The organism is Pseudomonas arabinosi (assembly GCF_047758675.1).
GTDB classification, from domain to species: domain Bacteria; phylum Pseudomonadota; class Gammaproteobacteria; order Pseudomonadales; family Pseudomonadaceae; genus Aquipseudomonas; species Aquipseudomonas arabinosi.
Genome location: NZ_CP180480.1, coordinates 3144325 through 3160850, shown reverse-complemented (window position 1 = coordinate 3160850; position 16526 = coordinate 3144325). Strand labels below are relative to the sequence as shown.

General features: G+C 58.1%; 14 protein-coding genes, 1 tRNA gene and 1 pseudogene. 8 read left to right on the top strand and 8 right to left on the bottom strand.

Going from position 1 to position 16526, the window contains the following annotated elements:
• Positions 1-118: 118 nt before the first annotated feature.
• Positions 119-1684, bottom strand: coding sequence for a carbohydrate porin (locus ACMXYJ_RS14850; RefSeq protein ID WP_415760727.1), 1566 nt, complete (start codon positions 1682-1684; stop codon positions 119-121).
• 168 nt (positions 1685-1852) lie between these two features.
• Here ACMXYJ_RS14850 and ACMXYJ_RS14845 point away from each other — a divergent pair, with 168 nt between their 5' ends.
• From ACMXYJ_RS14845 to ACMXYJ_RS14820, 6 genes are all read left to right on the top strand, one after another.
• Positions 1853-3127, top strand: a complete 1275-nt coding sequence (locus ACMXYJ_RS14845) for an ABC transporter substrate-binding protein (RefSeq protein ID WP_415760423.1) — start codon at positions 1853-1855, stop codon at positions 3125-3127.
• Between the two features lie 21 nt (positions 3128-3148).
• Positions 3149-4111 (top strand): carbohydrate ABC transporter permease, encoded by a 963-nt coding sequence (locus ACMXYJ_RS14840; RefSeq protein WP_415760422.1) that lies wholly within the window; start codon positions 3149-3151, stop codon positions 4109-4111.
• A complete protein-coding gene (locus ACMXYJ_RS14835) occupies positions 4108-4950 on the top strand; it encodes a carbohydrate ABC transporter permease (RefSeq protein ID WP_415760421.1) in 843 nt (280 codons plus the stop codon). The genes ACMXYJ_RS14840 and ACMXYJ_RS14835 overlap by 4 nt, the downstream gene beginning before the upstream one ends.
• Before the next feature lie 27 nt (positions 4951-4977).
• Positions 4978-6123 (top strand): ABC transporter ATP-binding protein, encoded by a 1146-nt coding sequence (locus ACMXYJ_RS14830; RefSeq protein ID WP_415760420.1) that lies wholly within the window; start codon positions 4978-4980, stop codon positions 6121-6123.
• A gap of 29 nt (positions 6124-6152) precedes the next feature.
• Entirely contained in the window at positions 6153-7622 is a 1470-nt protein-coding gene (locus ACMXYJ_RS14825; RefSeq protein WP_415760419.1) for a glycoside hydrolase family 32 protein, read from the top strand.
• 75 nt (positions 7623-7697) lie between these two features.
• Complete coding sequence (locus tag ACMXYJ_RS14820; RefSeq protein WP_415760418.1) at positions 7698-8690, top strand: LacI family DNA-binding transcriptional regulator; 993 nt, start codon at positions 7698-7700, stop codon at positions 8688-8690.
• 64 nt (positions 8691-8754) lie between these two features.
• On the opposite strand, the pseudogene ACMXYJ_RS14815 reads toward ACMXYJ_RS14820, so the two are convergent.
• The 7 genes and pseudogenes from ACMXYJ_RS14815 to ACMXYJ_RS14785 all read right to left on the bottom strand — a co-directional run.
• Positions 8755-8891, bottom strand: a pseudogene (locus ACMXYJ_RS14815) (oxidoreductase); the annotation flags it as partial.
• Positions 8892-9058: 167 nt separating this feature from the next.
• Positions 9059-9134: transfer RNA gene (locus tag ACMXYJ_RS14810), tRNA-Gly, on the bottom strand.
• A gap of 62 nt (positions 9135-9196) precedes the next feature.
• Entirely contained in the window at positions 9197-9757 is a 561-nt protein-coding gene (pgsA, locus tag ACMXYJ_RS14805; protein WP_415760417.1) for a CDP-diacylglycerol--glycerol-3-phosphate 3-phosphatidyltransferase, read from the bottom strand.
• Positions 9758-9789: 32 nt separating this feature from the next.
• Complete coding sequence (uvrC, locus tag ACMXYJ_RS14800; RefSeq protein ID WP_415760416.1) at positions 9790-11613, bottom strand: excinuclease ABC subunit UvrC; 1824 nt, start codon at positions 11611-11613, stop codon at positions 9790-9792.
• A gap of 2 nt (positions 11614-11615) precedes the next feature.
• Positions 11616-12257, bottom strand: coding sequence for a response regulator transcription factor GacA (gene gacA, locus ACMXYJ_RS14795; protein ID WP_008015884.1), 642 nt, complete (start codon positions 12255-12257; stop codon positions 11616-11618).
• A gap of 126 nt (positions 12258-12383) precedes the next feature.
• Positions 12384-12827 carry a GNAT family N-acetyltransferase gene (locus ACMXYJ_RS14790; RefSeq protein WP_415760415.1) on the bottom strand — a complete coding sequence of 148 codons (444 nt, stop codon included), beginning with the start codon at positions 12825-12827 and terminating at the stop codon, positions 12384-12386.
• Positions 12827-13585 (bottom strand): carbon-nitrogen hydrolase family protein, encoded by a 759-nt coding sequence (locus ACMXYJ_RS14785; protein WP_415760414.1) that lies wholly within the window; start codon positions 13583-13585, stop codon positions 12827-12829. The genes ACMXYJ_RS14790 and ACMXYJ_RS14785 overlap by 1 nt, the downstream gene beginning before the upstream one ends.
• A gap of 625 nt (positions 13586-14210) precedes the next feature.
• Here ACMXYJ_RS14785 and ACMXYJ_RS14780 point away from each other — a divergent pair.
• Positions 14211-15299, top strand: a complete 1089-nt coding sequence (locus ACMXYJ_RS14780; RefSeq protein WP_415760413.1) for a 3-deoxy-7-phosphoheptulonate synthase — start codon at positions 14211-14213, stop codon at positions 15297-15299.
• 288 nt (positions 15300-15587) lie between these two features.
• Positions 15588-16469 (top strand): lipase family alpha/beta hydrolase, encoded by an 882-nt coding sequence (locus ACMXYJ_RS14775; RefSeq protein ID WP_415760412.1) that lies wholly within the window; start codon positions 15588-15590, stop codon positions 16467-16469.
• Positions 16470-16526 lie beyond the last annotated feature (57 nt).

Genomic DNA, 16526 nt, shown 5'->3' with positions numbered 1-16526 from the left:
GTTGAAGCTAGAGAGTTTTCATAGCCCATCTCAAAGCAGATCTCCCCAACCGACATCTCTATTTGCAACAGCCGCCCGCAGGTACGCTGAAGGCGGGTTGGCCGGACGCGTTCAAGTATTAAAACCAGGTTTCCATTTGTATCCCGTATTGCCACACACCTCCGGCGTTGAAGTCCGTCTTGCCGAAGGAGTCTGAGGTACTGTATCTGTCCAGATCCGAAGACCAATTCATGAAGCTTGCGAACACTCGCAATTCGGGACGTGTGAGCAGGTCTCCAACGTCAGGCTTGAATGTCGGGGCGACAGTGAATTTCCAGAAGTTACCGTCGACCGCATTACGTTGTAGATAGCCCTTCGGGTCGAGGTTCATGGTTTGCCAGCTCATTTCGTAGGCCATCTCGAAATTGCTGTTGATTGCATTGGCCAAACGCATGTTCAGGGTCATCCAGCGGTAATTGTCACCCTTGACGTATCTATCCTTGCTTTGTTCGGCCAACAAGCTGGGGCCGATGCGCCAACCAGGCGCAATGGGAGTCTCGCCGTAAAGTGCCAGACGCAGAGCGCGGGCATCGTCAATCAGCTCACCATCCGAGCCGACGTTCTTGACCTCTGCCCCCAGACCTTGCCCATAGAGCAGCGCTGTCTTGAAGAAGCCTTCCCGGCCGAAGAAGTTTTTCTGGTGATTGGCCAACATGCTGTGCAAGCCGGAATCCGCAGGCGTCAGCCCTGCTTCATTGCTGCGAGTGCCAATATCGTTTTTCTTTGAGCCAATGGCGTTGAACATCCACTGCCACTGACCACTGTCGAAGAACTGGTTTGAGGTCAGGATGTAGCTTTCCACATCGGCGTTGATACCGCCCTCACTGAAATCCCCGTAGTTACGCCCGATCAAAGAATAATTCGAGCGCCAGTTCTTGTTCATCTGCACATCGTAGATACCACCCCCAGTGCCAGCCAGATAGACCACGTCGGAGTCCAGCCAATGGATATCGAAGTTATCTCTGTCGAATCGTTTGCCTGCCCACAAGGTGGAGTTCTCGAACACTGAGTTGCCCTTGAAGGCGGCGAGATGATCGAGTTCTGTAAAGACCTGACGCACGTTCAGGTTGCTTTCGTCGGCCGTCCAGTCATTGGAGCTTTCCACACCGTCGGCAATGGACACCGTGAATTTGGAATGGGTGCCGTTCTGCGCATAGGCCTCTTTCGACAGGTCGATGCGCATGTAGGTGTCGTCCTCATTGCCGAGTCGCCCGACGGCGCCACCGACTGAACCGGCCGGGGTTGTATAAGGGCCGCCACGACCACCACCTAGCCCATCGTTGATCAGCAATCCGGAACGGGCATAACCCTTAAAGCTGAAGCCGTCCGTGAGGTGGCCGCTGCTGCCCTGCTTTTCCATGCTTTGCTGACGGGCTTCCAGTTTTGCCAGCCGGGTGTCCAACCCAGGCGTCTCAATGGCTGTCGCAGTGGACGCAACAGGCTTCGCGGCGGGAGTGGCGAGTTTGATCTGCTGCAATTCCCTGGCGAGTGCCTGGGTTTGTTGTTCAGCTGCGGCTGCGCGCTTTTCCGCTGCGCTGGCACGGACTTCAAACGCGGCCATGCGTTCTTCCAGAGTCGCGGCCTGAGAGGTCGCCGCCGAGGTGCCGAGCACACCTGCGAGTAGCCAGCTTGATGCTTTCTGCATGTGGATTCCCTGTTTTGTTTTTATTGTGTAATTCCCGCGACCAGCCCTTTTTTCGTGAGTTGTAAATTGTGGCAATCGACGAAAAAATGGATGCCTCATCGCAAATACGCTGCTACATTTGGCGATGTTAACGTTAACTTTTCTAAAAACAAAAATAAAGGGTGCTCAATGAAACATCTGAAATCTCTCCTTCCAGCAGCACTAATCACCCTCTGCGCCGGACTTCCATCCGTCTCGAGCGCAGCCGATTTGACGATTTCGTGCGGTGCAGTGGGTGCGGAATTACAACTGTGCAAGGAGGCTGTCCAGGCGTGGTCGAAACAGACCGGCAACAACGTTGAGGTGGTTTCCACGCCTAACTCGGCGACCGAGAGGTTGTCGTTCTACCAACAGATCCTCAGTGCTCAGTCCACCGACATCGACATCATTCAAATCGATATGGTGTGGCCGGGGATGCTGGCCAAACATCTGATGGATCTGCGCGAGGTGCTGCCCGCCAACGCGACTCAAGGTTACTTCCAGGCACAGGTGGATAACGCCACGGTGAACGGACGGCTGGTGACGATGCCGTGGTTCACCGACTCGGGCCTGCTGTATTACCGCAAGGACTTGCTCGATAAGTACGCCAAGCAGGTTCCCCAGACATGGGAGGAAATGACTGCTACCGCCCGGGATGTTCAACAGGCAGAGCGCACTGCCGGTAACCCCAATGCATGGGGTTACATCTTTCAGGGACGCGCTTACGAGGGGCTGACGTGTAATGCGCTGGAGTGGATCAGCAGCCAACCGGAAGGCGGACTGGTCAATCCAGCAGGAGATATCGTGGTCAACAGTCAGGCCTCGAAAACTGCTTTGACCCTGGCGAAAAGCTGGGTAGGAGACATCTCCCCGCGGGGCGTACTCAACTACACCGAAGAAGAAGGACGAGGCGTATTCCAGTCGGGAAATGCGTTGTTCATGCGTAACTGGCCTTATGTCTGGGCCTTGGTACAAAGCCAGGACAGTGCCGTAAAAGACAAGGTCGGGGTCGCTCCCCTGCCCCGCGGCGGCGAGACCGGCAGCCATGCCTCCACCCTCGGTGGCTGGGGCCTGGCGGTATCGCGTTACAGCGCCCATCCCAAACTTGCCGCAGAACTGGTGAGCTACCTGACCAGTGCCCGAGAGCAAAAACATCGTGCCCTGATAGGCGCCTACAACCCGGTTATCGAGTCGCTGTATCAAGACCCCGAACTGCTCGCGGCAATGCCTTATTACGCTCAGCTGCACAGCATTCTCAACGATGGGGTGATGCGTCCCGCCTCCATCACTGCCGATCGCTATCCACGGGTCTCCAATGCGTTCTTCGATCGAGTGCATGGCGTGCTGGCGGGCGAGTTGCCTGTCGATCAGGCGCTGGCCGAACTGGAAAGCGAACTCACGCGCATCAAACGCCGGAACTGGTAAGCCACAAGGAAGGAAATCACCATGTCTGTCTCTACTACCCATGCCCCCTGTGACGAGCTCCTGCTCACCAGGGAAACGCCTGTACAGCGTCGCCGAGTACGCGCCGCCTGGCTGTTTCTGACACCGATGTTGATGTGTCTGGCCCTCGTGGCCGCCTGGCCGCTACTGCGTACATTCTGGTTCAGCCTGACTGACGCCACCCTGGCGGACACCCGTGGTGGATCCTTCGTAGGCTTGAGCAATTATCTGTTCCACAACGGTTCCAACTGGTCGGGCGTCCTGGTCGATCCACAATGGTGGAACGCTGTGCGCAACACGTTGCATTTCACCGTGGTGTCGGTGGGACTGGAAGTCGTCCTGGGGCTACTGGTGGCGTTGCTGTTGAACATCAAGTTCACCGGCCGTTCTTTGGTACGTGCGTTGATTCTGATTCCGTGGGCGATTCCTACCATAGTCTCGGCGAAGATCTGGTCATGGATGCTCAACGACCAGTTCGGCATCATCAATCACATGATGCTGAGTGTCGGCCTGATTGATGCCCCCCTGGCCTGGACAGCAGATGCGGATCTGTCGATGTGGGCGGTCATCATCGTCGACGTCTGGAAGACCGTACCTTTTGTCACGCTACTGATGCTGGCGGCCTTGCAGATGTTGCCGAGCGATTGTTACGAAGCCGCCAGGGTCGACGGTATTCATCCGCTGAAAGTGTTCTGGCGCGTCACGCTTCCACTGTTGATGCCTGCATTGTTGGTGGCGGCGATCTTCCGCATCCTCGATTCCCTGCGGGTATTCGACGTCATCTATGTGCTGACCTCGAATTCTTCGAGCACCATGAGCATGTCGGTCTATGCCCGCCAACACCTGGTGGAGTTCCAGGATGTTGGCTATGGCAGCGCGGCCTCGACTCTGCTGTTTCTGGTCGTTGCGGTAATCGCCATGCTTTATCTCTACCTCGGACGCCGTCAAATGGAGGTTCGATCATGAGCCCGCGCCTACTGAAAAAAGCGCTGTTGCGCCTCGGATTCTGGTGCCTGATCGGGGTTTTGCTGCTGTACGCAGTCTTCCCTTTCTACTACGCCATCGTGACTTCGCTAAAGCCGTCCAGTGCCCTGTTCCAGGTGAGCTACTGGATAGAAAACCCCGACTTCTCCAATTACGCGGCGGTACTCCACCAAGCCTCATTCCTGCGGGCTATCGGTAACTCCCTGGTGGTTGCGCTTAGCGTGGTGACGCTGGCGCTGTTCCTCAGCGTGACCGCCGCCTATGCCTTGGGACGGGTGAAATTCCGGGGGCGTGGCACCGTATTGATGATGGTTCTCGGCGTGTCGATGTTTCCCCAGGTCGCTGTACTGTCGGGGCTGTTCGAAGTGATCCGCGCCCTGGGTCTGTACAACACGTCTTGGGCATTGATCCTGAGCTACACGATTTTCACCCTGCCCTTCACCGTCTGGGTGCTGACCACGTTCATGGGCCAACTGCCCCATGAACTGGAAGAAGCGGCAATCATGGATGGTGCTTCGCCCTGGGTCACGCTTACCCGAGTGCTGTTGCCGCTGCTATGGCCCGCACTGGTCACCACTGGCCTGTTGGCCTTTATCGCAGCGTGGAACGAGTTCCTGTTTGCCTTGACCTTCACCCTCACAGACACGCAACGCACAGTACCGGTCGCCATCGCCTTGATTTCCGGCGGTAGCCCCCATGAGTTGCCCTGGGGGCTGCTGATGGCCGCCTCGGTGCTGGTCACCGTCCCACTGGTGATTCTGGTGCTGATATTCCAGCGCCGAATCGTTTCCGGTCTCACTACCGGCGCGTTAAAGGGTTGATGCCCAACACGTACAAGGAACAGCATCGTGATCAAATTGAAACTGGACAACGTAAACAAACAATTGGGCGGCGTGCGGATTCTTCGCGACGTTAGCCTGGAGATTGCTGCGGGTGAATTCGTGGTGTTCGTCGGCCCTTCGGGCTGCGGAAAGTCGACCCTGCTACGACTGATCGCCGGACTGGATTCGATCTGCGGCGGCGACCTCCTGATCGACGGGCGTCGGGTCAACGACCTCGAGCCGCGCGAGCGTGGTGTCGGCATGGTGTTTCAGTCGTATGCGCTGTACCCACACATGAGCGTCTACGACAACATCAGTTTTGGTCTCAAACTGGCCAAGACTGAAAAGACCAGCCTGCGCGAGCGCGTACTGAAAACTGCGCAGATCCTGCAATTAGACAAACTGCTGCAACGCAAGCCAAAGGAACTGTCTGGAGGGCAGCGTCAGCGTGTGGCCATGGGCAGAGCCATGGCGCGGGAGCCGGACATTTTGTTGTTCGATGAACCGCTCTCCAACCTGGATGCATCCTTGCGGGTGCAGATGCGCAACGAAATCGCCCGACTGCATGATCGACTGGGCTCGACCATGATCTACGTCACCCACGATCAGGTTGAAGCGATGACCCTGGCCGACAAAATTGTCGTGCTCAATGGCGGTCGCGTAGAACAGGTCGGCTCACCGCGCGAACTCTATGAGCGCCCGGCCAGCCGCTTTGTCGCCGGCTTTCTTGGTTCGCCCAAAATGAACTTTTTGGCGGCACGCCTGCATGCCTCAGGCAAAACCAGTCTGGTCGATTGCCCCGTATTGGGTATGACCTCCCTGCCCTTTGACAGCTCGAACCTGGCAGCGGACGCGCATCTGAGCCTCGGGATTCGCCCGGAACACGTGACGCTCAAGGCGGCAGACGGAACCGCCGCCGTCCTCGTGACTGCGGTCGAATACCTGGGCAGCGAGACCTATGTGCACCTCGAAACAGGTCAGGACGAGCCACTGATCTGTCGTTGCGAGGTCAGCGCCGGCTGGCAGGCAGGCGATCGGGTCGAGCTGCAACTGGACATCGACAACCTGCACCTGTTCGACGCCGCCGGCACGGCCTTGAAGCGCCACCCACACGCCATCGAAACCCTGCCGGATGGCGTCCCTCAGCGCTCGGCACGAGCAAGCGCCCTATGACTGTGTCTTTGAAATCCATAAGTGTTCCAATGTCCGCTGCCCTTGAGATCGCGCAGCATGCGCTGAGTGATGGTCTGTCTCGCGTCATCGATGATTATCGGCCCGGTTATCATCTTGCCCCCCCAGCAGGCTGGATGAACGACCCTAACGGGGTGGTGTACTTTCGGGGCGAATACCACGTGTTCTATCAACACCACCCCTTCGAAGCGAAATGGGGCCCGATGTATTGGGGGCATGCCAAGAGTGCCGACCTGGTTCATTGGCAGCATCTACCCATTGCCCTAGCGCCCGGCGATGACTTCGACCGTGACGGATGTTTTTCCGGTAGCGCGGTGGTGTGTGGAGACACACTGGCATTGATCTACACCGGGCACACCTGGCTGGGGGAAGTGGGTGACGAGCGCTCGATCCGTCAAGTCCAGTGCCTGGCCACCAGCATCGACGGTATCCGGTTCGTCAAGCATGGCGCAGTCATCGAGACCGCGCCGCAAGACGCAATCATGCACTTTCGTGACCCCAAGGTATGGCAGGAGGAGGACTATTGGTACCTGATTGCCGGCGCACGTCTGGGCGATGTGCCGTTGCTGCCGCTGTACCGTTCCGCCGATCTGCATACCTGGGAGTTCCTCGACTATGTGTCTAGCGGCAGCGAGGGCGATGGCTACATGTGGGAGTGCCCGGATCTGTTCCGACTGAACGGACGCGATGTGCTGCTCTACTCCCCCCAGGGCATGCAACCCGAGGGTTACGAACGGCTCAACAAGTACCAGACCGGTTATCGAGTGGGCCGACTCGACAACGAATGGCACTTCACCGGCGGGCCTTTTATCGAGCTGGATAACGGCCACGATTTCTATGCCGCACAAACGCTACTGGCCGCCGACGGTCGGCGCCTTGTGTGGGCGTGGCTCGACATGTGGGAAAGCCCGATGCCGAGCCAGGCCCATCACTGGTGCGGCATGCTCGGTTTGCCGCGCGAGCTTGAACTGCACGCCGATCGTCTTTGCGTATATCCAGCACGGGAGCTCACTGCTCTGCGCATGGCGCCATTGCCGAGCACGCCCTGGTGGGATGAATCGGGAACCCGGTGTGTGCCGGAAGTGAATGGCGATATGCTCGAAATCCATGTGCATCTGGATGTGCTCGGCTGTACCGACGGCTACTTGGGAATCGCCTTGCGGTGCAGCGACGATGGTCATGAAGAAACCCTGCTTTACTACGATGCGTCGCTGCAGCGACTGGTCCTGGACCGCAGCCGTTCGGGTGCGCAAGTCACCGGTCAGCGCAGTGTGCCGATAGACCCGACACAAGAGCGACTGCAATTGCACGTGTTTCTCGATCGCTCGTCCATCGAGGTGTTCGACGAAAACGGGCGCTTCAGCCTCAGCAGTCGCCTTTATCCGCGGCCCGACAGTCTGGGCGTGAAGCTGTTTGCCAGCGGGAGTGGCGGGCGTGTCTCGATTCCCAAGGCATGGCCTCTCGGCTCTGGATGGCTATGAGCAGCGTCATTCGAGTCGCGAGAAGCCCGGGCCCTGTGTCATGATCCTGCGTCAACCTGACCGGCCTCGCCTCGCATGACTTCAGTGAAAGACGTTGCACAACTGGCCGGCGTGTCCCTGATGACGGTTTCTCGAGCGCTCAACAACCCGGAAAAACTGAGCCCCGAAACCCTTCTGCGGGTGCGTCGCGCCATTGATGAACTGCAATTCGTACCGAGCCTGTCGGCGCGCAAGATGCGCGGCGACAACCTCCAATCGCGAACCATCGGTGTATTCGCGCTGGACACCGCGACCACACCGTTCGCGGTCGAGTTGCTGCTGTCCATCGAACAGACCGCGCAGCAAGCAGGCTGGAATGTGTTCATCCTTAACCTGTTGAGCAACCCGCCCACCGATCAGAACATCGACCTTATGTTATCGCACCGTCCCGACGGATTGATCTTCAGCGCCATGGGGTTGCGCCAGGTGAGCATTCCCGAGCGGTTGAAGAGCAAACCACTGGTACTCGCCAATTGCCTGGCCGATGACAGCCGCCTGGTCAGTTATGTGCCAGACGACGAAAAGGGGCAGTATCGAGCCGTACATCACGCGTTAAGCCAAGGCTATCGGCGCCCTCTGTGTATCAATCTGCCAAAACATAGCCTGGCCTGGGGTCTGCGACAAAAAGGCCTGCAGCGTGCCTGTCAGGCATTCGGCCTGGCGCCTGAGGCACTCCTGCAATACGACCTTTCCGATCACGACGCCTATGGTGAAACCGCAGCCATCCTCGACCGGCACATCATTGACGGTCATCCCCAATTCGACATTCTGATCTGTGGCAACGACCGCATTGCCTTCTGTGCCTATCAGCTGTTGTTGGGCCGGGGCCTGAAAATCCCCGACGATGTCGCTGTTCTCGGCTATGACAACATGATCGGCATCGCCGAACTGTTCATTCCGCCGCTGACCACAGTGCAACTGCCTTACTACGAGATCGGTCGCAATGCGGCCCGGCACCTGATCGAGGCCCTCGAGGTAACGGGAGCGCAGCCAGTCGATTGTCCATTGGTGGACAGGGCGTCGCTATGACAGATTGCGCCAGAAAACCCCGATGACCCAGGCAGGATATTTCCGGCTGCCTCGGCTCACTGTCCAAGTGAACGGTCTCCGACGCCTGATAACCGAAGCAGTGAACGCCCAGCACTTCCAGGGTTTCGCGGTGGAACAGAATCTTCAGCATGCCCTGGGCTCGCCGACGATCTGTGCACGCGCCATGCCCTTGAGGGTCGCCGACCTGCTCGATAGCCTGCGCTACGCGTCAGCCAATCTGATCGAGTTTCCGGATGCTTGCTGAAGGTGGAGCGCTTTTCCCAGAAGCTGAAGCTGTTTCTCGCCGGCGACCTTTTCTTTGGACGAAAAAAAATGGACCTCTTTTCAGAGATCCATTTTTTAATGCTTGGAGCGGGAAACGAGACTCGAACTCGCGACCCCGACCTTGGCAAGGTCGTGCTCTACCAACTGAGCTATTCCCGCGTCTTGGTGAGGCGCATTCTATAGAATCCTGATGCCCCGTCAACCCCTTGATTCAAAAAAGTTTATTTCTTTTCCACGTCGGTCTTCAGATGCGGCCAGGCAGCCCGCAAATATTGGACCATGGACCACAGAGTCAGGCCCGCGGATATCAGCAGCAAGGCATAACCCAGCAGTACCCAGAACGTGAAATCCGACGGATTGGCCAGCAGGATCACCAGCGCCAGCATTTGCGCGGCGGTCTTCCATTTGCCCAGGTTCGACACCGCGACGTGAGCGCGGGCGCCGAGTTCGGCCATCCATTCGCGAAGTGCCGAGACGACAATCTCGCGACCGATGATCACGGCGGCCGGCAGCGTGAGCCACAGGTTGCCATGTTCTTGCACCAGCAATACCAGCGCAACGGCAACCATCAGCTTGTCAGCCACAGGATCGAGGAAAGCCCCGAACGGTGTGCTTTGTTCCAGTCGGCGGGCCAGATACCCATCCAGCCAGTCGGTGGCGGCGGCAAATGCGAACACCGAGGCGGAGGCCATGTAGCTCCATTGATACGGCAGGTAGAACAGTAAAATGAAGATCGGAATGAGCAGGACGCGTAGTACGGTAATCAGATTAGGGATATTCATCGGCACAACTGGCTACGAGGTGAGGGGGCATTCTACTCGCTGTGCAGATTGGCATAAATCAACTCTGCGAGCTTTTTACTGATCCCGGGTGCTTTGGCGATCTCTTCGATGCTGGCACGAGACAGCTCCTGCAATCCACCAAAATGTTTCAACAAATCGCGGCGACGGGTCGGTCCGACACCGGCGACGCCCTCCAGTGTAGACGTGCGGCGAGTTTTCCCACGGCGTGCGCGGTGCCCGGTAATCGCGAAACGGTGAGCCTCGTCGCGTATCTGCTGGATCAAATGCAGCGCGGGGGAATCGCCGCGCAAGGTGAATTCGTGGGCAGCATCGTTCAGGTACAGGGTTTCGAAACCGGCCTTGCGCGTGGCGCCCTTGGCTACGCCCAGCAGAATCAGATCAGGCACGGCCAGTTCATTGAGCACGTCGCGGGCCATGGACAGCTGCCCCTTGCCACCGTCCACCAGCAAAATATCCGGTAGCTTGCCCTCCCCGTCCTTCAGTTTGCTGAAGCGTCGGGTCAGGGCCTGGTGCATCGCGGCGTAGTCATCACCCGGAGTGACGCCTTCAATGTTGTAGCGACGGTAGTCGGACTTGATCGGGCCTTCGGGGCCGAACACCACGCAGGATGCCACGGTCGCTTCGCCGCTGGAGTGACTGATGTCGTAACACTCCAGGCGCTGCGGTGGCTCATCCAGGTTCAGCACTTCCGCCAGGGCATCGAACCGTGCAGCAACGTGTTGACGGTTGGCCAGTCGCGCTCCCAGAGCCTGTTCGGCATTGGTGACCGCCAACTGTTGCCAGCGTGCTCGCGTACCACGAACCCGATGACTGATGGTCAATTCGCGACCACGCAGCTTATCAATGGCCGCGATCAGGGTCGGAAAGTCTTCGTGAACCACGTTGACGATCAGTTCGCTGGGCAAGTCGCGCTCGGGACTGCTGATGAAATACTGGCCGAGAAACGCCGCCATGACTTCGGAAACGTCCTCTTCAATACCCACCTGAGGAAAGAAGTTCTTGCTCCCCAGCACCCGCCCGCCACGCACACTGATCAAATGAACACAGGCACCACCCGGATTGACAAATGCTGCGATCACGTCGACATCGCCCGTTCCGCCTTCCATGCTTTGCTGGTCCTGGACCCGGCGCAGTAATGAAATCTGATCACGCAACTCGGCCGCACGCTCGAACTCGAGATTGATCGCCGCCTCTTCCATTCCGGCGGACAACTCATCCGTCAGCGCATTGCTGCGCCCCTCGAGGAACATCACCGAGTGCCGTACGTCTTGCGCGTATACCTCGGGCTCCACCAGCCCGACACAGGGCGCCTTGCAGCGTTTGATCTGGTATTGCAGACAAGGGCGTGTGCGGTTCTTGTAATAACTGTCTTCACACTGACGAACGAAAAACGTCTTTTGCAGCAGGCTCAGGCTTTCGCGAATCGCACCCGCGCTGGGATAAGGGCCGAAATATTTGCCCTTGGCCTTTTTTGCACCGCGATGGATGCTCAAGCGTGGAAACTGGCCATCAGAGAGAAAGACGTAGGGGTAGGATTTGTCGTCGCGCAGCAAGATGTTGTAGGGCGGACGCCACTCCTTGATCAGCGTCTGCTCAAGCAACAAGGCTTCGGTTTCATTGGCCGTAATCGTCGTTTCGACCTGAGCGATACGCGCAACAAGGGCCGCGGTCTTGGGCGCAAGACCGGATTTGCGGAAATAACTCGACAGGCGATTCTTGAGGTTCTTGGCCTTGCCGACGTAGAGCAGGCGTGCCTCGCTGTCGAACATGCGATACACACCGGGACGCCCACTGACCGTCGACAGAAAGGCGCTTGGATCGAAGACTTCAGTCATTTTCAGAGGCTGGCATCGACCATGCCGTGACGAACCGCCAACAGCGTCAACTCGACATCGCTGCTGATCGAAAGCTTTTCGAAAATGCGGTAACGGTAGGTATTCACTGTTTTTGGTGACAGGCAGAGCTTGTCGGAAATGATCTGGACCTTCTGACAGCCGACAATCATCAGCGCGATCTGGATTTCCCGCTCCGACAAGGCGTCGAAAGGCGAATCATTGGTCGGCTGGAAAGACTTGATCGCCAGTTGCTGTGCAATCTGCGGGCTGATGTAGCGCTGCCCGGCAAACACCAGGCGGATGGCCTGGACCATTTCCGGCAATCCGGCGCCCTTGGTCAGATAGCCCGCGGCACCGGCCTGCAACAACCGAGTCGGAAACGGATCTTCTTCGCACACGGTGACCGCGACGACTTTGATATCCGGATGACTGCGCAATAATTTGCGCGTGGCTTCAAGACCGCCGATACCAGGCATCTTGACGTCCATCAGCACCACATCGGGTTTCAACTCACGCGCCTTGAGCAGGGATTCTTCGCCTGACTCAGCCTGGCCGACTACTTGCAGGCCATCGATGTCAGCCAGCATTCGTGTAATGCCTGTACGAACGAGATCATGATCATCGACTACTAGCACCCTAATCAAGCAGACACCTCGCGAAATGGTCTTATTGGGTTGCCGACACCTTAGCAAAAAGCAACTGGCAGACCTAGCGGCAAGCGTCATATAAAAAGTTTCAATACATCTTGAAAGGCTTGTCGTATGCGTGTTTCAGCCAGGCGAGGCATCGATATCACGCTGCATTCTCAGGAAACACTCGTCTGTGCCGACCACCTTCAGGCCCTTTCTCACATACAACGCTTGCGCGGGATTATTCTCAAAAACCGTCAAACGCAATGCCGGACGCCGTTCCTTGCACGCCATGGCGAATACCTGATCAATCGCCCAGGAACCGGCGCCCTGCCCTCGAAACGCTTCGAGGACGTGCAGTTCGCGGATGTACAGGGCTTTGGCGTCACGACTCAGACTGAAAAAGCCCAACACGGTACTGCCACTTACAATCAACCAGTTCTCGCGCCCTGCCCAGCCAACATCGAAACCTTCGTCCTGCCACAGCAGATCGTGCTGAATGTAATAGCGCAGCATGTTGTTACGGGTCAGTTCACGAGCGAAGTCGAGGTCCCGGGATGTCGCCGGACGTAATTCAAATACCATCACCCCAATGCGACCTCCACTAATTGCCCTTTCCAGCCGTCAGCGTTGCGTCGAGCAACGACCATCAGATTACCGGTCCCCGGTGCGGCCGCAATCAGCGAGCCGTCCGGCGCCCAGATCGCGCTGCGTCCTGCCGATTCCCAGCCACCCGTTGCACCGCCATGGTTGGCCATCAGGACCGTCATCGAATGAGCGCTGGCGTAGCCTTGCAACAACGCGGTATCCGGAGCGTAGCCTTTTTCCGTGATCAGCACGCCCGCCGCATAGAGATCGGCGCCCTGCTGCGCCGCTGCGGCGGCATGACTGGCGTGAGAGAAATCCGCGCACACCGCCAACGCGACCGTATCGGCACCTAGGGTCAGGGTCGAACCGCCGGTTCCCGGTGCAAATGCCACCTCCTCGCCTGGATGCAGATGTTGCTTGCTGTAGATCCCGAGCGATCCATCAGCGCCCAACACCAGCGCCCCAATCAATACGGGCGAATCTTCCGACAGGCGAATCGGCATCCCGACGACCGTCGTCACACCGACTTCCCGCGCGAAATCCCGTAGCGGTTGCAGCACCTCGGAGGCTGGCAAAATGGCCAATTCAGCCGCAAGTCCACGCTCGTACCCGGTCAGCGATAACTCCGGAAACACCAGCAACTGCACGCCCTGCTCCGCGGCAACTTGCATGAAGCGCTGATGCCACACCATGTTTGCGGCAAGGTCGCCGGCGATGGAGATCGATTGAGCAGCGGCGATGATCAGTGACGTCATGATTCGTCCTTGTGACGATGTACATAAGCGAAGCACAAAGTGTGTCACAACCGACGACGCACTCAAGTGATAGAAAATGCCGCCAGTGATCGATAGCATTTTCTGATTGAATCCACGTACCGGCCTCGCGTAAGCTCGGCGCATTCATCGGAGAAAGACCATGTCCAGCACCCTCTCACAGCTTCGTACCGTCAGCGCCCTGCGCTCGGTGGCGGCTGCCCGGGTGAATGACGTTTGTGCTCCGGTCAGCTTTTATTTTGGGTATTGGTTTAGCCACTGGCGCGCCTGATACCCACACGGCGCCCACTTTAAACGGGTCGCCACCAGAGAGTTCTCAACCCCCGGTCGGCTTCCCGACCGGGGGTTTTGTTTTTTCAGCCCTACACATTTTTAGCGACACACCAGACAACCAGAGGATTCAACAATGAACTACGCCACTTATTACCGTCACGACAGTTTTACCGCCTGGCGATTTAGCAGCCTCCGCTCGGGACAGCCTGCCGCCTCCGATCGGTCACCCACAGGTGGCAAGCACACACACGCAGCCAATCCGGCCAATTGTCGAACACCCCAGTAGGGCCGAGTGCGCGGGAACGAACCCGCCGCCAGCCCAGGAAGCCCGAATATGAACTCGTCCGTCTCTGCTCTGCCGCTGTCCACCTTGAGCCCTGCCAATGAAGCGCTGACCCTGCGTCTGCCCAGCTCATTGCAACTCAAACAGCAATTGCCACTCAGCAATGCCCTGAGCCAGCAAGTCGCCGCCCACCGCCACGCGGTTCGCGCGATCCTCAACGGTGAGGACTCCCGTCTGCTGGTCATCGTCGGCCCCTGCTCGATCCACGATCCTCAGTCCGCCCTCGAATACGCCGGCAACCTCGCCCGCCTCGCTGCCGAGGTCAGTGATGAAATGCTGTTGGTGATGCGCGCTTACGTCGAAAAACCCCGCACCACGGTCGGCTGGAAAGGCCTGGCCTACGATCCCCGTCTGGATGGCAGCGATGACATGGCCGGCGGCTTGACGCTGTCCCGCGAGTTGATGCGCGAAATGCTCCGACTGGGACTGCCGATTGCCACCGAACTGCTGCAACCGATGGCTGCCGGCTACTTCGACGATCTGCTGAGCTGGGTCGCTATTGGCGCTCGCACCACCGAATCGCAGATCCATCGGGAAATGGCCAGCGGCCTGAGCATGCCGGTCGGCTTCAAGAACGGCACCGATGGTGGTGTCGGTGTGGCCAGCGACGCCATGCGCTCTGCCGCCCATCCGCATCGCCATTTCGGTGTCGACAGCCAGGGTCATCCGGCAATCATTCAAACGCCAGGCAATCCCGACACCCACCTGGTGCTGCGTGGTGGACACCGCGGGCCGAACTACGACCGCGACAGTGTCGCCCGGGTGAACAGCGATTTGACCCAACTGAAGATCCCGGCCCGGATCATGGTCGACTGCAGCCATGCCAACAGCGGCAAAGACCCGTTGCGTCAACCAGCGGTGTTTAACGATGTGCTTGAACAGCGCCTGCAAGGTGATCGTTCACTGATCGGCATGATGATCGAGAGTCATCTGTTCGAAGGCTGCCAACCGTTGGGCACCTCAATGCGTTACGGCGTGTCAGTCACGGACGGCTGCCTTGGCTGGAGCGGCACGGAATCATTGTTGCGCCAGGCAGCCGATCGGCTCAGAGCTCAGAGCGGGGATCAACAATCGGCGTGAGCCACACCCTCTTCCAGTCCTCCCATTGAGGACTGGACGTCGGAATCGAGACACTATCAACAGGCAAAGGATGTTCCCGAAGTAGGCCATCGCAGGAAAATGCTCTGTTACAGATAAAAAGATGTCCAAATATTCCGACCAAGACCTCATCTCCTTTCGAGCTTTCGTACACTTTCTATTCCGTATTCATCAAGTTACAGCGGCTTTTTCATACAACGTCGAACAGCGGGTGTGCTTTAGAGTGAGCCCATCAACACACCTCTGAACGACTGCGAAAAAGGAAAGAACATGCTACGGAATGCAACTACTCAGTATCCGATCCTGTTGGTCCACGGGCTCTTCGGCTTCGATCGCATCGGCAAGATCGAACTCTTTCATGACGTCAAGCAGGCCCTCAGGAGTGCAGGCGCAAGAGTGTTTATCCCGCACTTGTCGGCCACCCATAGCAATGAAGTCCGCGGCGACCAACTTCTGGTGCAGATCGAACGGGTACTGGAAGGAACCGGTGCGAACAAAGTCAACCTGATCGGCCACAGCCAAGGCGCACTCGCTGCACGTTATGCGGCAGCGACGGCGCCGGAGGCAATCGCTTCGGTGACGTCCGTCAGCGGACCGAATCACGGTTCGGAACTGGCCGACTACTTGCGCAAGGCGCTGACGCCCGGGCGCCTGCCGGAACGAGTCGCTGCAACCGTTGCAACGTTGTTTGCAGACTTTCTATCGTTGCTCAGCGGTCACCGTCACCTGCCGCAGAACGCCATCGCCGCGCTGAATGCCCTGACCACCGAAGGTGTAGGCGCGTTCAATGACAAGTACCCCCAGGGGTTGCCGAAAACCTGGGGTGGCAAGGGTCGCGAACTGGTCGACGGCGTACGTTATTACTCCTGGAGCGGCACCCTGCAGGGCGACACCCTCGACAAAGGGCTCGATGCACTGAGTCCGCTACACGGGTTCCTCCGCGCCTTTTCCCACTACTTCACCACCGAGCCCGAGCAGAACGATGGCCTTGTTGGCCGCTACAGCTCTCATTTGGGCAAAGTCATCCGGTCCGACTACCCGCTGGATCATCTGGACAGCCTCAGCCAGACCGCTGGCCCACTGCGCAAGGGCATCGACCCGATTGACCTGTATGTGCAGCATGCGGAGCGCCTGAAAAATGCCGGCCTATAAAGGAATACCGTACCGGTCTGCATAGGCTGTACGGAACTTTGAGAAGAAATAGACCAC